This is a genomic window from Vibrio comitans (assembly GCA_024346835.1).
Classification (GTDB): domain Bacteria; phylum Pseudomonadota; class Gammaproteobacteria; order Enterobacterales; family Vibrionaceae; genus Vibrio; species Vibrio comitans.
Window position 1 is genome coordinate 1,262,201 of record AP024867.1, and the last position, 17,487, is coordinate 1,279,687.

18 protein-coding genes are annotated in these 17,487 nt (G+C 43.9%); 15 read left to right on the plus strand and 3 right to left on the minus strand.

Annotated elements, in window-relative coordinates; translation table 11 throughout:
- Positions 1 to 24: 24 nt before the first annotated feature.
- Positions 25 to 924: an EamA family transporter gene (locus OCU46_RS19100; protein WP_141271147.1), complete on the plus strand. Its 900-nt coding sequence runs from the start codon at positions 25 to 27 to the stop codon at positions 922 to 924.
- Between the two features lie 361 nt (positions 925 to 1,285).
- On the opposite strand, the gene OCU46_RS19105 is transcribed toward OCU46_RS19100, so the two are convergent.
- Positions 1,286 to 1,534, minus strand: a complete 249-nt coding sequence (locus tag OCU46_RS19105) for a DUF1272 domain-containing protein (RefSeq protein WP_141271146.1) — start codon at positions 1,532 to 1,534, stop codon at positions 1,286 to 1,288.
- Positions 1,535 to 1,701: 167 nt separating this feature from the next.
- Between OCU46_RS19105 and OCU46_RS19110 the strand changes: the two genes are divergently transcribed.
- From OCU46_RS19110 to mnhG, 10 genes are all read left to right on the plus strand, one after another.
- Positions 1,702 to 2,385, plus strand: a complete 684-nt coding sequence (locus tag OCU46_RS19110; RefSeq protein ID WP_141271145.1) for a spondin domain-containing protein — start codon at positions 1,702 to 1,704, stop codon at positions 2,383 to 2,385.
- A gap of 10 nt (positions 2,386 to 2,395) precedes the next feature.
- Complete coding sequence (locus tag OCU46_RS19115) at positions 2,396 to 3,112, plus strand: spondin domain-containing protein (protein ID WP_141271144.1); 717 nt, start codon at positions 2,396 to 2,398, stop codon at positions 3,110 to 3,112.
- A 63-nt stretch (positions 3,113 to 3,175) separates the two neighbouring features.
- Positions 3,176 to 3,910: a response regulator transcription factor gene (locus OCU46_RS19120; protein WP_141271143.1), complete on the plus strand. Its 735-nt coding sequence runs from the start codon at positions 3,176 to 3,178 to the stop codon at positions 3,908 to 3,910.
- Between the two features lie 36 nt (positions 3,911 to 3,946).
- Complete coding sequence (locus OCU46_RS19125; protein WP_167495374.1) at positions 3,947 to 5,335, plus strand: sensor histidine kinase; 1,389 nt, start codon at positions 3,947 to 3,949, stop codon at positions 5,333 to 5,335.
- 213 nt (positions 5,336 to 5,548) lie between these two features.
- Positions 5,549 to 8,104, plus strand: a complete 2,556-nt coding sequence (mbhE, locus tag OCU46_RS19130) for a hydrogen gas-evolving membrane-bound hydrogenase subunit E (RefSeq protein WP_244311400.1) — start codon at positions 5,549 to 5,551, stop codon at positions 8,102 to 8,104.
- Entirely contained in the window at positions 8,104 to 8,457 is a 354-nt protein-coding gene (locus OCU46_RS19135; protein ID WP_141271140.1) for a Na+/H+ antiporter subunit C, read from the plus strand. The genes mbhE and OCU46_RS19135 overlap by 1 nt, the downstream gene beginning before the upstream one ends.
- The gene (locus OCU46_RS19140) at positions 8,454 to 9,950 is read left to right on the plus strand and encodes a proton-conducting transporter transmembrane domain-containing protein (RefSeq protein ID WP_141271139.1); all 1,497 of its coding nucleotides are present in this window, start codon (positions 8,454 to 8,456) and stop codon (positions 9,948 to 9,950) included. The genes OCU46_RS19135 and OCU46_RS19140 overlap by 4 nt, the downstream gene beginning before the upstream one ends.
- Positions 9,947 to 10,423 carry a Na+/H+ antiporter subunit E gene (locus tag OCU46_RS19145; protein ID WP_141271138.1) on the plus strand — a complete coding sequence of 159 codons (477 nt, stop codon included), beginning with the start codon at positions 9,947 to 9,949 and terminating at the stop codon, positions 10,421 to 10,423. The genes OCU46_RS19140 and OCU46_RS19145 overlap by 4 nt, the downstream gene beginning before the upstream one ends.
- Positions 10,416 to 10,694, plus strand: coding sequence for a monovalent cation/H+ antiporter complex subunit F (locus tag OCU46_RS19150; RefSeq protein ID WP_141271137.1), 279 nt, complete (start codon positions 10,416 to 10,418; stop codon positions 10,692 to 10,694). Before OCU46_RS19145 ends, OCU46_RS19150 begins: the two co-directional genes overlap by 8 nt.
- Positions 10,695 to 10,712: 18 nt before the next feature.
- Complete coding sequence (gene mnhG / locus OCU46_RS19155; RefSeq protein WP_141271136.1) at positions 10,713 to 11,009, plus strand: monovalent cation/H(+) antiporter subunit G; 297 nt, start codon at positions 10,713 to 10,715, stop codon at positions 11,007 to 11,009.
- Positions 11,010 to 11,051: 42 nt separating this feature from the next.
- Here mnhG and OCU46_RS19160 read toward each other — a convergent pair whose 3' ends face one another.
- Both OCU46_RS19160 and OCU46_RS19165 read right to left on the minus strand, forming a co-directional pair.
- Positions 11,052 to 11,987 (minus strand): universal stress protein, encoded by a 936-nt coding sequence (locus tag OCU46_RS19160; RefSeq protein WP_141271135.1) that lies wholly within the window; start codon positions 11,985 to 11,987, stop codon positions 11,052 to 11,054.
- Positions 11,988 to 12,567: 580 nt separating this feature from the next.
- On the minus strand, positions 12,568 to 13,503 hold the full coding sequence (locus tag OCU46_RS19165; protein ID WP_141271134.1) for a hypothetical protein: 936 nt from the start codon (positions 13,501 to 13,503) through the stop codon (positions 12,568 to 12,570).
- Positions 13,504 to 13,588: 85 nt separating this feature from the next.
- Here OCU46_RS19165 and OCU46_RS19170 point away from each other — a divergent pair, with 85 nt between their 5' ends.
- The 4 genes from OCU46_RS19170 to pgl all read left to right on the plus strand — a co-directional run bounded on the left by OCU46_RS19170 (position 13,589) and on the right by pgl (position 17,464).
- Complete coding sequence (locus OCU46_RS19170) at positions 13,589 to 13,819, plus strand: DUF3820 family protein (RefSeq protein ID WP_141271133.1); 231 nt, start codon at positions 13,589 to 13,591, stop codon at positions 13,817 to 13,819.
- Between the two features lie 98 nt (positions 13,820 to 13,917).
- Positions 13,918 to 14,775, plus strand: a complete 858-nt coding sequence (gene yghU, locus OCU46_RS19175; RefSeq protein WP_141271132.1) for a glutathione-dependent disulfide-bond oxidoreductase — start codon at positions 13,918 to 13,920, stop codon at positions 14,773 to 14,775.
- Positions 14,776 to 15,248: 473 nt separating this feature from the next.
- The gene (gene zwf / locus OCU46_RS19180; protein ID WP_167495373.1) at positions 15,249 to 16,751 is read left to right on the plus strand and encodes a glucose-6-phosphate dehydrogenase; all 1,503 of its coding nucleotides are present in this window, start codon (positions 15,249 to 15,251) and stop codon (positions 16,749 to 16,751) included.
- Positions 16,748 to 17,464 (plus strand): 6-phosphogluconolactonase, encoded by a 717-nt coding sequence (gene pgl, locus OCU46_RS19185; protein ID WP_141271130.1) that lies wholly within the window; start codon positions 16,748 to 16,750, stop codon positions 17,462 to 17,464. Before zwf ends, pgl begins: the two co-directional genes overlap by 4 nt.
- Positions 17,465 to 17,487 lie beyond the last annotated feature (23 nt).

Consider the following 17,487-nt stretch of genomic DNA (forward strand, 5'->3'; position numbering starts at 1 on the left):
CAATCTGTTTATTTAGGAAGCGCTTTGAGTATTATTGCTATTGTTTTGGTTGTTTTTTCAGCGCTGCTTCATGCTGGTTGGAACGTACTCGGTAAGTCTGGTTCTGGCTCGGGTTATTCGTTTGCTTTAGTCGCATCATTTACTCCCTTCGTTTTACTGTCTCCCTACCTCGTATGGTGCGTTTCTATAATTGGTCTTACCAATATTCATGCTGACTTTTTAGGGCTACTGCTTTTCAGTTGTATAGGTCAGGCTATTTATCTGGTGAGTGTTATTAAAGCCTATGAGCATGGCGACGTTGGCATGATGTATCCGATTGTGCGCGCCTTACCTGTTCTTATGGTAGGACTCGGGACCCTAATGATAGGGCAGGCGATATCTGTCAACGCTTGGGTAGGCTTTGTTATATTGACGATGGGTTGCTTATTGGTTCCCCTCACAACACTTCGAGAATTGAAACTATCGGCGTATGCAAATATAGGCGTACTGTGGGCTGTAATTGCCGCGATGGGAACGACTCTGTACTCTATTCTGGATAAAGAAGCGCTTAACTGGTTAGTGCTAGAAACATCGGGACTAAGCTCGCAGCATATTGCGATATTTTATCTTGGCATGCAGTTTCTTGGCACATACACTGTGTTGTTGTGTTGGCTTCTTATCACCAAAAATAAGTCGGAACTAGTTAATGCAAAACGCTATTGGAAGGGGTCATCGATAGCTGGAATAATGATGGGGCTGACCTATGGAATCGTATTGTATTCAATGACTTTGGTCGAAAATGTCAGCTATATTGTTGCCCTTCGACAGGTCAGTATTGTTTTTGGGTTAGTACTAGGAATTACTATCCTAAAAGAGCGTTGGTATTTCATACGAGGACTTGGAGTTTCATTCATTGTTGCAGGTTTAGTGGTTGCTCTTGTCTAGGGTTATTCACTGAACGCTTAGTTTTTTAAAAGTAGTCTAACGTTCTTCCGGAACAATATCCTTGTATCGACGGACAAAATCACTCATTTCTTTCCTCGAGTATTTGCTAGGGCCTGTTGACCTTTTGAGTTGATTTTTGTAGCGATTTGTTGGGTATTGATACAAGGCAGTCACTTTTAGGTGTGGTGGTTCCACATGAAAAGGGACTAACGCCGTAGAAATGCCCAACAAAGCGCTACCCGAAGGGCTCGGCCAGAAGCCATTTACTCATCGTTGAGCGTCTTTTGCTTAGATGACTAGGCGGCAAGACACTTGCCTTGATTAAATGGCTTCTGGTCGAGCAAAATTTAATCACAAAAGGTCAACAGGCCCTAAGCACTCTTGTCGTTGACGCTGGTTGATAATAAGAGCTGACCTTAGTTCTTCTTTCCTTGGCAGGCCTAATGGGCCTTGAGCAAAACCCACCACCACAATTTGGGCAGACATTGAACAAAACGTCCTCTACACATCTTTTGCAAAAGGTACATTCGTAACTACATATCATCGCGTGCTTTGAATCTACGGGTAAGTTCGTGTCACAGCATTCGCAGTTGGGCCTTATCTCAAGCATCAATTCATCCTCGTTCTCATCTTTGCCAGTATAGGTGACTAGATCTCTGTTGATTAAAACTGTTTAAGAACTTGTGAGAGTTTTATGAGATTTTAGAGATTCTACTGAAAGATCTGCGGTTCATCCTTATTACTACCAACACAAGGTCATTACAGGATGGACTCAAAATGAAAAAACGTACTCAACTTGGATTAGCTATTTCTTCTGTGTTATTTGCATTCGGCTCTGCTAGTGCAAATGCCGCTGAACTTGAAATTACCGTAACCAATGCCACCAAGGGCATTTACTTTACGCCTCTTATTGTGGCGGCACATAACTCTGACTTATTCATGTTTAGGACAGGCCAATCTGCGTCAGCTGAATTGGAAAGCATGGCTGAAGGAGGAGACATCTCTGGTTTATCAACTGTCATTGGTAATGCGGGTGGTGTGGTGGTTGAAAACCCCGCTGCAGGCATTTTAGACCCTGGGGTAGGCACTACCTTCACTTTAGATAGCGGCGATCTAGAGTATTTATCCTTGTCGGCAATGCTTTTACCAACCAATGACGGGTTTGTAGGCTTGGATAGTTGGAAGATCCCAACTACGCCCGGCACATATAAAGCAACGTTAAACGGGTATGACGCAGGTACAGAAGCTAATGACGAGATAGCCAGCAGTATGCCTAACCCTCCATTTATCACTTTCGGCTCAGGCGCTACGGGTGTTGAGACTGTGGTTACCAATGCGGTTGTTCATGTGCATCCGGGTAATCTAGGTGACGCCGATGCTACGGGCGGCAATAGCGATCTCGATAGCAGTGCACACCGTTGGTTAAACCCAGTAGCAACCATCACTATTGTTGTGAAGTAAGGAGGCGAAAATGAAAAATCGAATCTTATTAGCGGCATTTTCTATCGGCGTGCTGGCAGGATGTTCAGATGATGACAACGATGTCGCTGCAATTAGTGCCAGCGATTCTTCAACTCAAAGCTATCGCTATACGTTATCTGTGGTCAATCTAACGGCCAATCAGCCCATGTCACCGCTGGTGGTGCTGACACACAACAGTGATTATTCGTTGTTTGAAGTAGGTCAAAGCGCATCGGTGCCTTTGGAACAGCTAGCAGAGGCGGGAAGTAATGGTGATCTCATCGCCTTAATGGATAGCAACGACAATGTTGAACAGGGGCTATCAGGAAATGGCTTAGTTATGCCAGGAATGTCAGATGAGGTGACTATCACCATAGACCCTGGATTTTCCGGATATGTGTCGGTAGCGTCAATGCTCGTCAATACCAATGATGCGTTTGTAGGTGAAACAGGACTATCTGTACAAAGCTTAGCGGTAGGAGATAGTTTTGAGATGAATATGAACGTTTGGGATGCCGGCACTGAGCTCAATGACGAGTTAGCATCCACCATTCCTGGTCCTGCAGGAGGAGGTGAAGGATTTAATGCTGCGCGCAATGACGATGATGTGGTGACGTTTCATTCTGGTGTAATTAGCAGTGATGATGGTCTGGTAACCTCTGCTCTTTTAGCTACTCATCGCTTCCTCAACCCTGGAGCTAAAATCACTATCACTCGCATAGAGTGAAATTAATCCTTCCTTGCTGCGGTCTAGTGCTCTGGGGCGATAGAAAAGAGCAAGGAAGGATTCATGGAACAACAAGCGACGAACCTGATGGCTAACATTCTATTAGTCGAAGACGATGATGATCTGGCCGAATTAGTGCTAATGCATTTGAAGTTTCAAGGTCACAAGGTGACTAGAGTCGCTCGTTGTGATGATGCGCTAACCATTTATCAACAGCAAGCCTTTGATTTATTGGTTCTAGATAGGGGTCTGCCCGATGGAGATGGTTTAGATATCTGTCATCATCTGAGACAAGAACAAAATTGGACCCCGGTTTTGGTGCTGACCGCTAGAGACAGCGAAATGGATAAAGTTGATGGTTTAGAAGCGGGTGTCGATGACTACATAACTAAGCCTTTTAGTGTTCTAGAGTTCCAAGCCAGAGTGCGCAATATCTTGCGTCGAGTCAATCAAGTCTCTGGGAGTCCTACAGCAGACGCTGAAACTAATGAGACATCTATGAATTTTGGTTTATTAAAAATAACGCCAGAACTACACCAAGTCTCGCTAGACGATAGGGACGTTACATTAACAGCGACTGAGTTCACTTTACTGAAGTTTCTCGCCTCAAGGCCCGGCAGGGTTTATAGCAAGGACGAACTACTGGGGCATGTGTGGAATACCGAACACTCGGGCTATCATCATACTGTTTGTAGCACTATCAATCGCCTTCGCACTAAGCTCAAGCACCCTAGTTCTGAACATCGTTTTATTCAAACGGTTTGGGGTGTCGGGTACAAGTTTCAGCCATATCAATAACCAATAGCCACAAATAAGGTTAGGTGCAGTCTAATGATAAGCTTTAAGTCACGTTTGATAGTATTTACCACTGTTTGGTTTTGTTTGGCTGTTGCCCTGATTGCGGTTACATACAACTGGCAAAAGCAGACGATAGAGCTTCGTACTAAGCAGAGTTTGCACAAGCAACTTGCCACGCATATGCGAGAAGACAATCCTCTGATGATTGGCTCGGACTATAATCCCGTCGCGCTTAAATCCATCTTCCATACCTTAATGTTGCTCGGCCCGGACTTCGAGATTTATTTCTTAGACTCTAAAGGGAATATCACAACTCATGCTTCCCCTGAAGGCACTAAGTTGCAAAGTTCCGTTGACCTTAACCCCATCACTCAATTCCTCAATGGTGAACCGTTTCCTATTTTAGGCGACGACCCGCGGAACCCAGAACAAAGCAAAGTTTTCTCGGTTTCTGCCCTCAGGGAGGGGGATGTCATCATGGGGTATCTCTACGTAGTCATTGGTAGCACTCAGCACAGTGCTATAGCAGCGGCACAGGTTGACCCTCCATACCTTGCTCTCGCCGGCCTTGTACTCGTTTCGATTATTTGCTTTGCTCTTGGTGTATATCTATTAGTAGAAAAAAGTCTATTGTGCCCGATTCAAAGAGTGACTAACCAACTTCAACATCAGGCAGAGCATGATTTTCAATTGACGCCAGACTTTAAGCATCCAGTGAAAGAGCTTGCGCCTATTGCTGACTCTTATCATTTGATGGCAAAGCATATTCAGCAGCAGTTTTTGCAATTGGAATATCAATCGTCTCATCAACGGCAAACGCTTTTGCAATTAAGTCATGATCTCAAGACACCGCTTTCCAGTGTCCTTGGCTACTTGGAAACGTGGAAACTGCAAAACAAACAAGATCCGTTGATTGAGGTTGCGTACCGCAACTGCGACAAGCTCTCGAATCAATTGCATTCCATGTTGCAATTGGCAAAGCAAGAAACGCCATTGCTCAGCTACGAATATCACCCTGTTGATATTGCCGCGATGATTGCCGAGAGCGCAGAGTCGATGAATAGTCAATTCAAGCGCAAACAAGTGACATTAAAATTAGATCTAGCACCCGAACTGCATACCATAGGGGATAAAGTGCTGTTAGAACGCCTTGTCGCTAACTTGCTTGAAAATGCACTAAGGCACAGCCCTAGAAACTCAACAGTATGTTGTCAGGCAGAGCTAACGAGTAACAAGGCTGATATCAGATTTAGATTTACTAACCTAGTTGAACCTAACGCTAAAGGAGGCTCATTAGGTATTGGTATTAAGATAGTGCAGTCAATCTTAATGCTTCATCATAGCTATCTTGAAACCAAGCAAACAGACAATGAATATCAACAGAGCTTTACTTTGCCATCGACGGGATTGGTGCCTTTGGTGTAAGAGAGGCTAAACTTTATACAACGGCGAAACGTATAAAATGTTTTTTCGGTGCAGTTTCAGCGGTACTGACACCTGAAAACCCTTGATATGCATTGTAAGGATCAAATGACTCAAGATGCGAAAGTTAAGCCGCTGTACGAAAGTGACCATCGTCGACAGCCTTTATTATTAGGTTTTGCTTTACTTCCTTTTTTCATACTGTGCGTAGCGTTCATGCTGTTCAGTCCAGAGCAAGGAAGGCTTTTTAGTGTTCCTTGGGTTCCTAGCCTTGGAGTCAACCTTTCATTTTATCTCGACGGCTTATCGTTTCTGTTTGTTTTGCTTATCTGTGGAGTCGGAGTACTCATTCAAATATATGCGTGGTCATATATGCGAGGCAAGAGCTCTCGATTTACGTTCCATCTTTACCTGACGCTATTCATGCTGGCGATGCTAGGCGTTGTGGTCAGTGACAATGTTTTGTTGCTGTTTGTATTTTGGGAGCTGACCACACTTACTTCATATCTATTGATAGGTTTTAATCACGAGAATCCAAAGTCACGCAAAAATGCGTTTCAGTCTTTGTTGGTGACTGGTGCTGGTGGGCTCGCCTTACTTGCTGGTTTGATCTTGCTTGGCAAGATGGCAGGTAGCTACGAGTTAAACGTTATCATCGCACAATCTGATGATTTGCAGAGTCATTCGCTGTTTCTACCCTCCTTAGTTTTAGTGCTGTTAGGTGCTTTCACCAAATCTGCGCAGTTTCCCTTTCATTTTTGGTTACCCAACGCGATGGCAGCCCCAACACCCGTTAGTGCCTATCTTCATTCTGCAACCATGGTCAAAGCGGGCATATATCTATTAGCACGATTATCACCTGTTTATAGCGACAGTGAGGTTTGGTTTTACACGTTAGGCGTTTTTGGGGGCGTTACAGCAATATGGTGTGCATTACTTGCGTTAAAGCAAACGGATCTCAAGTTGATGCTCGCCTATAGCACCAATGTAGCTTTAGGCAAGCTTACTTTATTGCTTGCGATAGGAACTGAGTTCGCATTAGCAGCTGCTGTTTTGTTTGTGGCTGCGCATTCTTTTTATAAAGCGGCGTTGTTTATGGTGGTCGGCAATATAGATAAAGCGACGGGTATACGAGATATGACAATACTGAGCGGGCTAAAAGCGATGCTAGGTGTGAGTCTTGTTGCTGCCTGTTTGGCTGCGTTTTCTAAAGCTGGCATGCCACCCTTTATAGGCTTTTTGAGCAAGGAGTACATGTATAAAGCGGGTTTAGAAATTGGTGTACCTATCGTTTTGTTTCTGCTGGTTATTAATGCACTCATGGTGGCATTGGCGCTAGCGTTGATCATAAAGCCCTTCATGGGAGCGCAGAGTAAAGAGATTCAAACTAAGTCGGTAGAAAAGGACGCTGGTTTATGGATCCCGCCATTGCTGTTGGCGTTGGCAAGCCTATTGATTCCATTAGTTGGGTTGGAGTGGTTAAACACTCAACTCATTGTGCCGACAAGTTATTCGATTTCGCTGGTTACAGAAGTGCAAGAGGTAAAACTTTGGCAGGGCTTCAATCTGCCCTTATTGTTGAGCGCGGTAACCTTAGCGTTAGGTTTTGTTATTTATAGAAGCATTACACCTGTTTCAAGTCGGCTCAATAAGATGCCGTTTCCAGATGCAAACAAGGTCTTTGACAGTTTGCTCAATCGGATGCTGAAACTTGCGGCACTGCAAACCTCTTGGCTTCAGCACAAACAACTGGGTGGCTATGTGTTGTTGTCTTTCTCTGTATTGGCTGCACTGCTTATAGTTAATCCTTTACCGCTAGTGCAAAGCCTAAAAAGTGGTTTACTAGAGGTTAAATACTATGAATTTGGTTTGGCTATAGCGCTAGTAGTTTCAGCCTTGCTCTGCGCCATTTCAACCTCAAGGTTACTCTCAGTTGCCGCTCTAGGGATTGTTGGCTTTATGACAACCCTAGTGTTCATGCTTTATAGCGCGCCGGATGTGGCCAAGACCTTGCTTTTAGTCGAAACGCTCATCGTGATCTTTGTGGTTTTGCTAATCAAGCATATGCCTACTTTTGGCTCGGTAAAGAAACACAGCCATCGTAGAAAAGCAGTGCATATAGCGATAGCCAGTATTATCGGCGTTTCCGTAACGGCATTATTGGTTGGAATAACCTCGATGCCACTGGATACTACAGTGTCCAATTTTTACGCAAACAATAGCCTGTTGGGAGGATTTGGGCGAAACGTCGTCAATGTGATTTTGGTGGACTTTCGCGCGATTGATACATTAGGAGAGGTCGTAGTGGTTGTTACTGCAGGTCTTGCAGCCGTAAGTCTTTTGAAGAAAAGCACGTATCAATCTCATCGTATTCACTCTTTGATCTTTGCTACCACCTCGCACATTGTGGCGGCGTTGATGTTGGTCTTTTCGATCTACTTGCTTCTTCGCGGGCACAATGCGCCTGGTGGTGGTTTTATAGGGGCGCTCATTGCAGTCATTGGTTTTGCGCTGCTCATGTTTGCAGAGTCACCTAAATACGTTCTAGGACGTCTACATTATCCACCGTTTGGGATCGCGGTGTTTGGTATCGCGGTCAGCATAGGGGCAGGGGCGGTAGCCTTGGTGTTAGGGCAACCTTTCTTAACGGGTCTATGGTGGAAAGAGATCATCCCTCTAGGCACCCCCCTTGTTTTCGATATTGGCATTTATCTAGCCGTAATTGGCGGAGTAATGGGTATGTTGTTACGTGTGAATGAGGAGCTCGACTAATGGAGGTATTGTGGAGCATCGTCGTTGGGATTTTTGTAGCGATTGGCATTTATTTAATGCTGGAAAGACATCTATTAAGAATTCTCTTTGGTCTGATATTACTGAGCAGCGCCGTTAATCTCGCAATTATTACTGCTGGCCGCCTAACGCCGGGGGAACTTCCATTAATTGAGACTGATAAGTTAGTTCTTGCCGATGGCTTTGCCAATCCGCTGCCTCAAGCATTAATTCTAACCGCTATCGTTATCGGTTTTGGCTTATTGGTATTCGCACTTTTACTTTTCTACCGAGCTTATCTAGAAACAGGATCTGCCGATGTCGACAAAATGACAGCGTCGGAGGAAGAGCAGTGACTTCTTTGTGGCTTACTCTGCCTGTTGTTGGCTCTTTGCTGGTGGCCGTGTTGCTGTTTTTCTTCAAGACTAGCACGAATCTGGTGAATACAATCAGCGTGACAGCAGGCGGTGCCCAGTTGGCCATCGCTGGTCTATTGGTGTTTGATATCATAAATCTTGGACCCCAATCGGTGGCTTTTGGCCAATGGATGGCTCCTTTTGGCATTGTTTTTGTTGCTGACTTTTTGTCGGTGGCATTGGTGTTGATTACTGCCATCATTGGAATGGTTATAATTGTTTACGCAATAGCGGACTTAAATAAAAAGCCTTCGTATGGCCTGTATCACTGTTTAATCCATATACTTTTATCCGGAGTGTATGGTGCGTTTTTAACTGGCGATATCTTTAACCTTTACGTTTGGTTTGAGGTTATGTTGATCGCGTCTTTTGGTCTTATGGTGCTGGATGGCTCAAAACAGCAGATAGATGGAGCGGTGAAGTATGTACTCCTCAACTTAATCTCTACTTTAGTATTCTTACTGGCAATCGGCCTCATTTACGGCGCGACAGGCACTTTGAATTTGGCCGATCTTCACTTCAAGATGACAGAGGTCTCGCCAGATTTGCAACGCGTTCTTGCCGTTCTTTTGTTATTTTCTTTCGCAATCAAATCAGCGCTTTTCCCGCTATTTTCTTGGCTGCCTGCGTCATACCATACGTTACCTAGTGCAGTAGTCGCTCTGTTCGCGGCACTGCTCACTAAGGTTGGTGTTTATGTATTTTTGCGCATCTATACCTTGGTATTTCCGCTTGTGGACAGTGGCTTACAACCTTTATTAATTTGGGTTGCTGGATTGACTATGTTAACTGGCGTTTTAGGCGCTGCAAGCCAGTTTGATATAAAGAAAATTCTCTCTTTTCATATCATTAGCCAGATAGGGTACATGCTAATGGGCTTGGCTATTTTCACACCTTTAGCGCTGGCAGGTGCTATTTTTTATGTCATTCACCACATCATTGTTAAAGCGAACTTGTTCTTAATTGGTGGGCTCTTAGAGTACAAATACGGAACTAGTGATCTCAGTAGACTGGGAGGGGTTTATAAAAACTCACCCTTGCTATCGTTTCTATTTATTGTGCCTGCATTTTCATTAGCCGGTTTTCCTCCGTTGTCCGGATTTTGGGGGAAGCTCTTGGTCATTAAAGCGAGTATTGACGTCGAATTTTACCTACTGGCGAGTGTTGCATTGATAGTGGGGCTACTGACCATTTACTCGATGACTAAAATTTGGAGTGAAGCATTTTGGAAGCCTCGTGTAAATACACCTGGAAATTCCACTAAACCATTTAAAATTCCGCCGGCTTACTTGCTCCCGATCACAACGCTTACCTCTTTGAGCCTTGTTATTGGCTTATTTGCTGAGCCATTTTTCCTGTTTGCAATGCAAGCATCAGAGCAACTGTTACAACCGACAAAGTATCTAAAAGCAGTGCTTGAGGGGGGAGTATGATTTACTTTTTCCTTAATTTTTTCTTGGCAATTGCATGGATGTTGCTAAACGGTAGTTACAATGTCACTGATTTTATGCTCGGGTTTATTGTGGGCTTCTTTGCTTTGGCGCTAAGCCAGCCATTTGGCTTAAAAACGAGCTATTTTAAGCGATTTCGAGCTGGGTTAAATCTACTCCTGTTCTTTTTGTTTGAAATGTTTGTCTCGGTAATTCGCGTAACTTGGGATGTGATCACCCCGACTCATCTGAGTGATCCCGATATAGTGTACGTACCCCTAGATGTCTCTACGGATCTTGAAATAACGCTATTAGCGAATATGGTTTCTTTGACGCCAGGTAGCTTAAGCCTTGACGTTTCCGCCGATAGAAAATACCTCATTGTCCATGCGATGTTCACACCTGATCACGATAAGGTGGCTCGTGACATTAAGCAGGGATTAGAGAAAAGAATATTGGAGATGACACGTGGATAATTGGCTGATGATAAGCATCCTTGTATGTAGTGTATGCCTGTTTCTAAGTCTGGTAATGGCTGTGATTCGTTTGATTATCGGGCCTACGTTAGCGGATCGTGTTGTCGCATTGGATCTGATCTCCTTCATTACCATTGGGTACATTGCTTTGTACACCCTATACAGTGGTCAGATGGCACTTCTAGATATTGCCGTGACACTCGGATTGGTGGCATTTCTCGGAACGATAGCCTTTGCTCGGCTTATCGCCAAGCAAAGTAGGGAAGGATAAGCTTATGGAGCGCTTGATATGGAGTGGCTAATTGGTGCATTTCTCTGCATGGGTGGCTTGTTTGTGTTAGTTGCTAGCCTTGGAGTACTTAGGATGCCCGACTTATTTACTAGAATGCACGCTGCGACTAAGGCGGGAACAGTAGGGTTAGGATTACTTTTGTTGGCAGTCGCGTTTGCGATCCCTGATATCACTGTGATTTCTAGAGTGATTGGCACCATGTTATTTATCTTTTTAACTGCGCCAGTGGCGGCGCATTTACTCGGCAAGGCAATGAGGCAAAGTGGTTATAAAATTTGGCAAAACAAAGAGTAGCAGCTATCTAGAAACTACTCTTTGTAAGAACTGTTAAAGCCATTAAACAAAAGGCGAAACGAAACCTTTTGGTTTTAATGCCACGAGAGAGCAGGTTACAGAGCGAACAATGTTCTCTGCGGTGTTACCAATCACAAATCCAGGAATACCGGTTCGTGCCAGCGTTCCCATAACAAGAATATCGATTTCATGCTCGTCCACCCAGTGTGGAATAACATCATCTGGAAGACCATGTAGGTGATGAACAATGATCTCACCGCTCACACCTGACTCAGTGATAAGTTGATCAAGCGCCTGCCTATGTTCCACTTGCGCTTTCTCTATTTCTGCATTGAGCTCTTTGTCTTCAATCTTGATCCAAGCATGGCTGTCCAAGTAGCGTTCTAATTGATATTCCCAGCAGGATAAAACGTGCAATCGGCTGTCACAACTGTCTGCAATTGAGCGAGACAGTTCCATCAGACGCATACAGAGCCCATGGTGCTCTTCGCTTGCGATAATCGGGTCAATAGCAACGGCTACTCTTCGCTTGTTTCTAGGCTTGTTGCTAGCGCGATTTAACCACACGGGGGAAGGGCACTTCCTGAGCAAGGTCATATCTATTGCTTTGAACCCTTCCTCGTCATCGTCTAATGGCTCGGCATCTTTTATAAGTAAATCATGTTCGCCTCTATGAACCGCACGAATTATGTTGATCGCGGGCTTATCTCCACTGACGACTTCTAAAGGAAAAGAGACATGGGCTTCAGAGATATCATGAAGGTCTCTACTGTCTTTAATGTGCTCACTCACATTATGAATAAGAGAGCTTTCATAACTGGATTGGTATTGAGAAAGATAATCGGGAAGTGGAGGACAAAAGATCATGCCTTTCACAGGAGCTTGATTATTGTAAGAAAGTCTCAACGCTTGGCCGATAGAATCACTGTGATTAGACAATCCCTGGCTAACAAATAGAATATTCTTAAACTTTTTCATATATACCTCCGTGGGCATAAGGCAATGGTGTTTAAACTGCCGAGTTTTGTATTGTCCTAAGTGCTTATCAATATGTTGATAGTAAAGTTTAAAGTCGTTTGTTGCCCTATTCAAATTTGGATTTAGGTATAGAAAACCCGATCGCTTTTGATTTTGTTTTACTTGCTGATAACTATGGGTTTATTCCTTTTTGGACTTCAATACTTCTTTTATCGAAAAGCTTTTCGTGATCCGCTTGCGTCGACATTCGTATACCTAAAAAGTAGTAGTTACTCAATGCGAAAGCTAGTAATTCACACGAGTAAAAGTACGAGAATTATTGAGTTTATCGTGTTCGAGTGTTCTTGAGTTGAAGCAAGGAGGAAGTATGAAAGTATGTCCATCATGTTACAGTGAGATGGTTTCCAGAAGCGGCATATATGTGTGCCCTCGAAATGAAATAGGCGATTGTAGATTCAATGGTTACGACAAAGTTGGCAATGGCTCGGAGATAAAAGCAATGAGCTTAAATAAGCGTCAAGATAGTCAATCTTATCAGACGTCAAAGCCATGATTTAGTACGACCTGTTAAACTGGCTCACTAGAAGTTTTCAAAGCGAATTTCTAGCCTTAAGCGAATGCTGGCTTCTTCTTCGAATCCTTCATCGTATTCACGATACCAGTTGTACTCTGGGGTGACTTCGTAATAAAACCACTCAAAGAAAACATTATGACGATAGGTCATCCCTATTAACGTATTGTCAATGAATGAGCGAGGGTAGTCTGTACCTGTGGTGCTTACGGTGTAGTTGATAGCCTGAGTTTTTGATAGATATTGGTATAACACAAAGGCCGTACCTAGGTCCCAAATACTCGTATCGTCGGCGTGGTCACGATTGAATTCGGCAAATGATGTCCAACGCAGTAAGAAGTTTTTTGATAAAGCTTGGTCGATATCAAACTGGGTAGACTCTCCAGTTAGCTCTGTTTCTTGGTAAACCCTTTGTGTTATACGACTGACGGTGTTGATTCCAAGAGGATAGGTGAAGCGATAGCGCGCCTCGATCTTGGGCTTAAATGTCGCCTTTATATTAAAACTACTGTATCCCTTGGCATAAATGTCATACCTCAGGCCAATACTGTTTTCTATCTCTTCGGCGTTACGTGGAAAAAGGTCAAATAAGTCATCTTCTCCATCTGATTCAATGATCAACTTTAAGCGGTTGGTCACTTTAGGGAGGTTAAACTTGGCATCGACTCTGGTATTGTATTTAAAGCCATCATTTTCAAACTGGGTAAAATCGTTTTTCCAGCGCACGGAGGTACCGGCTCTTGCATCCTCAGTCACGCGCTCATCAGCAAAGAAATCATCGAACCACACCGCAGGCTGACAAAACTTGGTGTTTAGATAGTGATAAGCTCTGGAGATGGCTCTATCGTCCTCAGGTTTGCTCAAGCATTTTTCTTCAGTATGTTCGGCCCAAGAAGGGGCTGATAATGCTGTGGTTATGAGTGTGATGAAAATGGCTGTGCGCAAACTGGTTCCTTTAGTTTGTGTTTCTCAATCTATTATTGTAGATGTAACAAAAAATGTCATGAAGTGTTTGATTTGGTTTTAAAAAATGTTAGAAAAAGAAAATATAGTTAAGCTTGCCCGAATGAAAATGCCGTTTGGTAAGTTTGCTGGCAGGGTGCTCATTGACCTGCCGGAAGAGTACCTGTTGTGGTTCCAAAATAAATCCGAATGGCCGTCCGGTGAACTAGGGCAGTTACTGCAATTGTGTTTGGCACTAAAGGTTGAAGGATTGGACTCAGTGGTGAAACCATTGAAAGAAAATCAGGACAGGTATTAGAGTGTGAAAGGCCTTGCCTTCTTAATGGCGTAGGCATAATATAATTTTAATTGAGCAATCGTTCATTTAAGTAATTAAGCCAAATTCAAGGAGTTATTATGAGTGAGCAGTATGTACCGCCGAAAGTCTGGGTCAACGATGCAGAAGGTGGCAATAAGTGGGCGAATATTAACAGTCCGGAATCTGGGGCACGATTTGAACGAGAACTGCCAGTAGGAGAGCATGCATTTCAGTTGTATTCGCTTGGGACACCTAATGGCCAGAAAGTTACCATATTGTTTGAAGAGCTTTTAGCTGCGGGAATTAAACAAGCGGAATACGATGCTTATTTGATTAACATCGGTGAGCTTGACCAATTCTCATCAGGTTTTGTTGGGGTGAATCCAAACTCAAAAATTCCTGCCTTAGTCGACAAAACCGGCTCAGAATCAGTCAACGTGTTTGAATCGGCGTCGATTCTTGTCCATTTGGCAGAGAAGTTTGACCGCTTTTTACCGAAATCGGGTCCAGAGAGGACTCAAACCTTTAATTGGCTATTCTGGGCACAAGGCTCGGCACCGTTTTTAGGTGGAGGTTTTGGACACTTCTATGCTTACGCTGATGAAAAGCAAGAATACCCAATTAACCGTTTTGCAATGGAAGCCAAGCGTCAGTTGGATGTTTTGGATAAACAATTGGCTGGAAGTACTTTTGTTGCTGGTGAAGAGATCACCATTGCCGATATGGCGATTTGGCCATGGTATGGCAATTTGGTTCTGGGTAAATTATACGACGCAGCAGAGTTCTTGCAGGTAGAGACTTATACCAATGTTGTGCGCTGGGCAAAACAACTTGAGCAGCGCGAAGGTTTTCAGCGTGGTCGTGTTGTAAACCGCTCATTTGGCGAAGAGTGGGAGCAAGTACCCGAGCGTCATAGTGCAGAAGACATTGATAAAGTGCTGAAACTACGACCTTAGAGCGTAATGTCTTAGAAAACGAATGCCATTAGAGCCTGTGGATTATCACGGGCTCTTTTTCGTTTTTGAAGATCCAACTCATCAATTGGCGGCTTAGAAAATCTAGAGATATTCGAGGTGTTTCGCATGTATGAACAAAATGACGTATCTCGACGTTAACAGAAAACGCTAGTAGTGGACGTGACTGCCTAGATAATGAACAGGCAGAGCAGCAAACGAAAGTTACGAATGAAAAACGTTTGTATTAAGCTGATATATGGCTAGACTGTAGCAGAAGGCAATCTCCGTTAAGTTATCGGAGATTTTTTTTGCCCATTTTTTACAATCTGTCGCCTTATGAAAGTGACAGGTTATTTTAATTCAGCCCATTCGGTGTAGAATTCTTTTCATAGTGCATTTTTACCCATTCGGACGCGGTTCCCCCGACGACGTGATGGATGTATGCAACCCTTAAAGGTACTTAAGGACACATGATGGTAATACCTGATAAAAGCAGCATAGTCATTTTTGGTGCTTCTGGAGATTTAACTTACCGTAAGTTAATTCCAGCGTTATATCGACTGTACCAGAGCGGTCAACTTCCCCAATCTTTCTATATTCTTGGTGTAAGTCGCACTGAATACAGTGATGAAACTTATCGAGAAAAGATTAAGAAATCTCTTCAAGAGTTCGAGAAAACAGAGCAAACGGTATTAGATGCGTTTATGAACCATCTGCATTACCAAGCGATTAATACCTCCGACACTGCCGATTACGCCAAGCTAGTAGCTCGACAAGATGAACTTGCTGCTCACTACCAACTAGATCAACGTAATGTGCTTTACTACTTGGCAACCCCTCCGAGCCTCTATTCCGTTATTCCTGCTAGCCTTGCGGCACATGGCCTGAATAAAGAAGACGATGGTTGGAAGCGCCTGATCGTAGAAAAGCCTTTTGGCTATGACTTGGCTTCTGCAAAAGAGTTGGACAAAAAGATCCATACTCATTTTGAAGAGACTCAACTTTATCGAATTGACCACTACCTTGGAAAAGAAACTGTTCAAAACCTATTGGTGTTTCGCTTTTCAAATATCATGTTTGAGCCACTTTGGAACAGAAACTTCATCGAGTATGTAGAAATTACCGGTGCTGAGTTCTTAGGTGTTGAAGAGCGTGGTGGCTATTACGATGGATCTGGTGCTGTACGTGATATGTTCCAAAACCACTTGCTACAAGTATTAGCAATGGTGGGCATGGAGTCGCCTCCTCGAATAGATGCAGACGCTATCCGTGATGAGGTGGTTAAGGTATTAAGAAGCCTGAAACCGCTTGATGAGCATGACCTAACTAATAACTTAGTTCTTGGTCAATACACTGAATCTGAAGTGCGAGGCGAGTTCTTGCCTAGCTATCGTGATGAAAACGGTGTTGCCGATGACTCACGCACTGAGACCTACATAGGACTGAAGGCTTACATCAACAACAGTCGTTGGAATGGTGTTCCTTTTTACGTGCGTACCGGAAAACGATTGCCGACACGCGTAACAGAAGTGGTTATCCACTTTAAAGACACGCCTCATCCAGTGTTTGGTCAAGATGCCCCTGAGAATAAGCTTATTATCCGAATTCAACCGGATGAGGGCATTCAAATCAGCTTTGGTTTGAAAGAGCCTGGTGCAGGCTTCCATGCCAAAGAAGTGAAAATGAACTTCCACTACAAGACGCTGAACGAAGCCCATATGCTAACGGCGTATGAGCGCTTGTTACTAGATGCATTGAATGGCGATGCAACCTTGTTTGCCCGTTCAGATGCAGTAGAAACATGTTGGGAATATGTTCAGCCGATTTTGGACTTTAAAGAGCGTCCACAAGCATTGTTTGGGTACGCTAGTGGTACATGGGGACCAAAAGAGTCTCATGATCTGCTAGAGCGTGACGGTAAAGCTTGGCGCTTCCCGTGCAAGAATTTAACGGATACAGATTATTGCGAGTTATGATGAATACTAAAATTTTTGATACTCCGGCACAGGTAGTAGAGCAGCTTGCACAGGAGCTAAAAGCATTTAGCTTGCAAGGTAGAGCTGTTCATATCTCTTTGTCTGGCGGCAGCACCCCAAAAATGTTGTTTAAATTGTTAGCAACACAGCCTTACGCTAGTGATATCCAGTGGCAAAATCTGCACTTCTGGTGGGGTGACGAGCGATGTGTAGCGCCAGATGATGCAGAGAGTAATTTTGGTGAAGCCAACGCGTTGTTATTTCAACCGGTAGGCGTTCCTGCTCAAAATATTCACCGTATTCTTGGTGAAAATGAGCCAGAGCAAGAAGCGGTTCGCTTCGCGAGCGAAATGCTGGACGTTATCCCTTCAGAAAATGGTGTTCCAGTGTTTGATTGGATCTTACTGGGTGTAGGCGCGGATGGACATACCGCTTCTTTATTCCCTGGCCAAACTAACTACAGTGAAGAAAAACTGGCTATCGTTGCTGCACACCCAGAATCGGGTCAGCTACGTATTTCTAAGTCAGCTCAAGTACTAGAAGCGGCAAAACGCATTAGCTACTTGGTGCTTGGCGCAGGTAAAACAGACATCGTCAATGAGATCTACCACACTCCTGCACAGGAGTTGCCATATCCAGCGGCAAAGATTCACTCTACTACGGGTGAAACAGAGTGGTTTTTAGATTCAGATGCAGCAAGCAAGATTGCTTAAGATAAGAATATTAGGAGAGATAG

What these genes read in the sequence shown, in the direction of transcription:
- OCU46_RS19170 (WP_141271133.1), top strand. Translation starts at nt 13,589, where the DNA reads ATGTTAGAAAAAGAAAATATAGTTAAGCTTGCCCGAATGAAAATGCCG.
- OCU46_RS19145 (WP_141271138.1), top strand. Translation starts at nt 9,947, where the DNA reads ATGATTTACTTTTTCCTTAATTTTTTCTTGGCAATTGCATGGATGTTG.
- mbhE (WP_244311400.1), top strand. Translation starts at nt 5,549, where the DNA reads ATGCTGTTCAGTCCAGAGCAAGGAAGGCTTTTTAGTGTTCCTTGGGTT.
- OCU46_RS19160 (WP_141271135.1), bottom strand. Translation starts at nt 11,987, where the DNA reads ATGAAAAAGTTTAAGAATATTCTATTTGTTAGCCAGGGATTGTCTAAT.
- OCU46_RS19105 (WP_141271146.1), bottom strand. Translation starts at nt 1,534, where the DNA reads ATGCTTGAGATAAGGCCCAACTGCGAATGCTGTGACACGAACTTACCC.
- mnhG (WP_141271136.1), top strand. Translation starts at nt 10,713, where the DNA reads ATGGAGTGGCTAATTGGTGCATTTCTCTGCATGGGTGGCTTGTTTGTG.
- OCU46_RS19115 (WP_141271144.1), top strand. Translation starts at nt 2,396, where the DNA reads ATGAAAAATCGAATCTTATTAGCGGCATTTTCTATCGGCGTGCTGGCA.
- pgl (WP_141271130.1), top strand. Translation starts at nt 16,748, where the DNA reads ATGATGAATACTAAAATTTTTGATACTCCGGCACAGGTAGTAGAGCAG.
- OCU46_RS19110 (WP_141271145.1), top strand. Translation starts at nt 1,702, where the DNA reads ATGAAAAAACGTACTCAACTTGGATTAGCTATTTCTTCTGTGTTATTT.
- zwf (WP_167495373.1), top strand. Translation starts at nt 15,249, where the DNA reads ATGGTAATACCTGATAAAAGCAGCATAGTCATTTTTGGTGCTTCTGGA.
- yghU (WP_141271132.1), top strand. Translation starts at nt 13,918, where the DNA reads ATGAGTGAGCAGTATGTACCGCCGAAAGTCTGGGTCAACGATGCAGAA.
- OCU46_RS19135 (WP_141271140.1), top strand. Translation starts at nt 8,104, where the DNA reads ATGGAGGTATTGTGGAGCATCGTCGTTGGGATTTTTGTAGCGATTGGC.
- OCU46_RS19120 (WP_141271143.1), top strand. Translation starts at nt 3,176, where the DNA reads ATGGAACAACAAGCGACGAACCTGATGGCTAACATTCTATTAGTCGAA.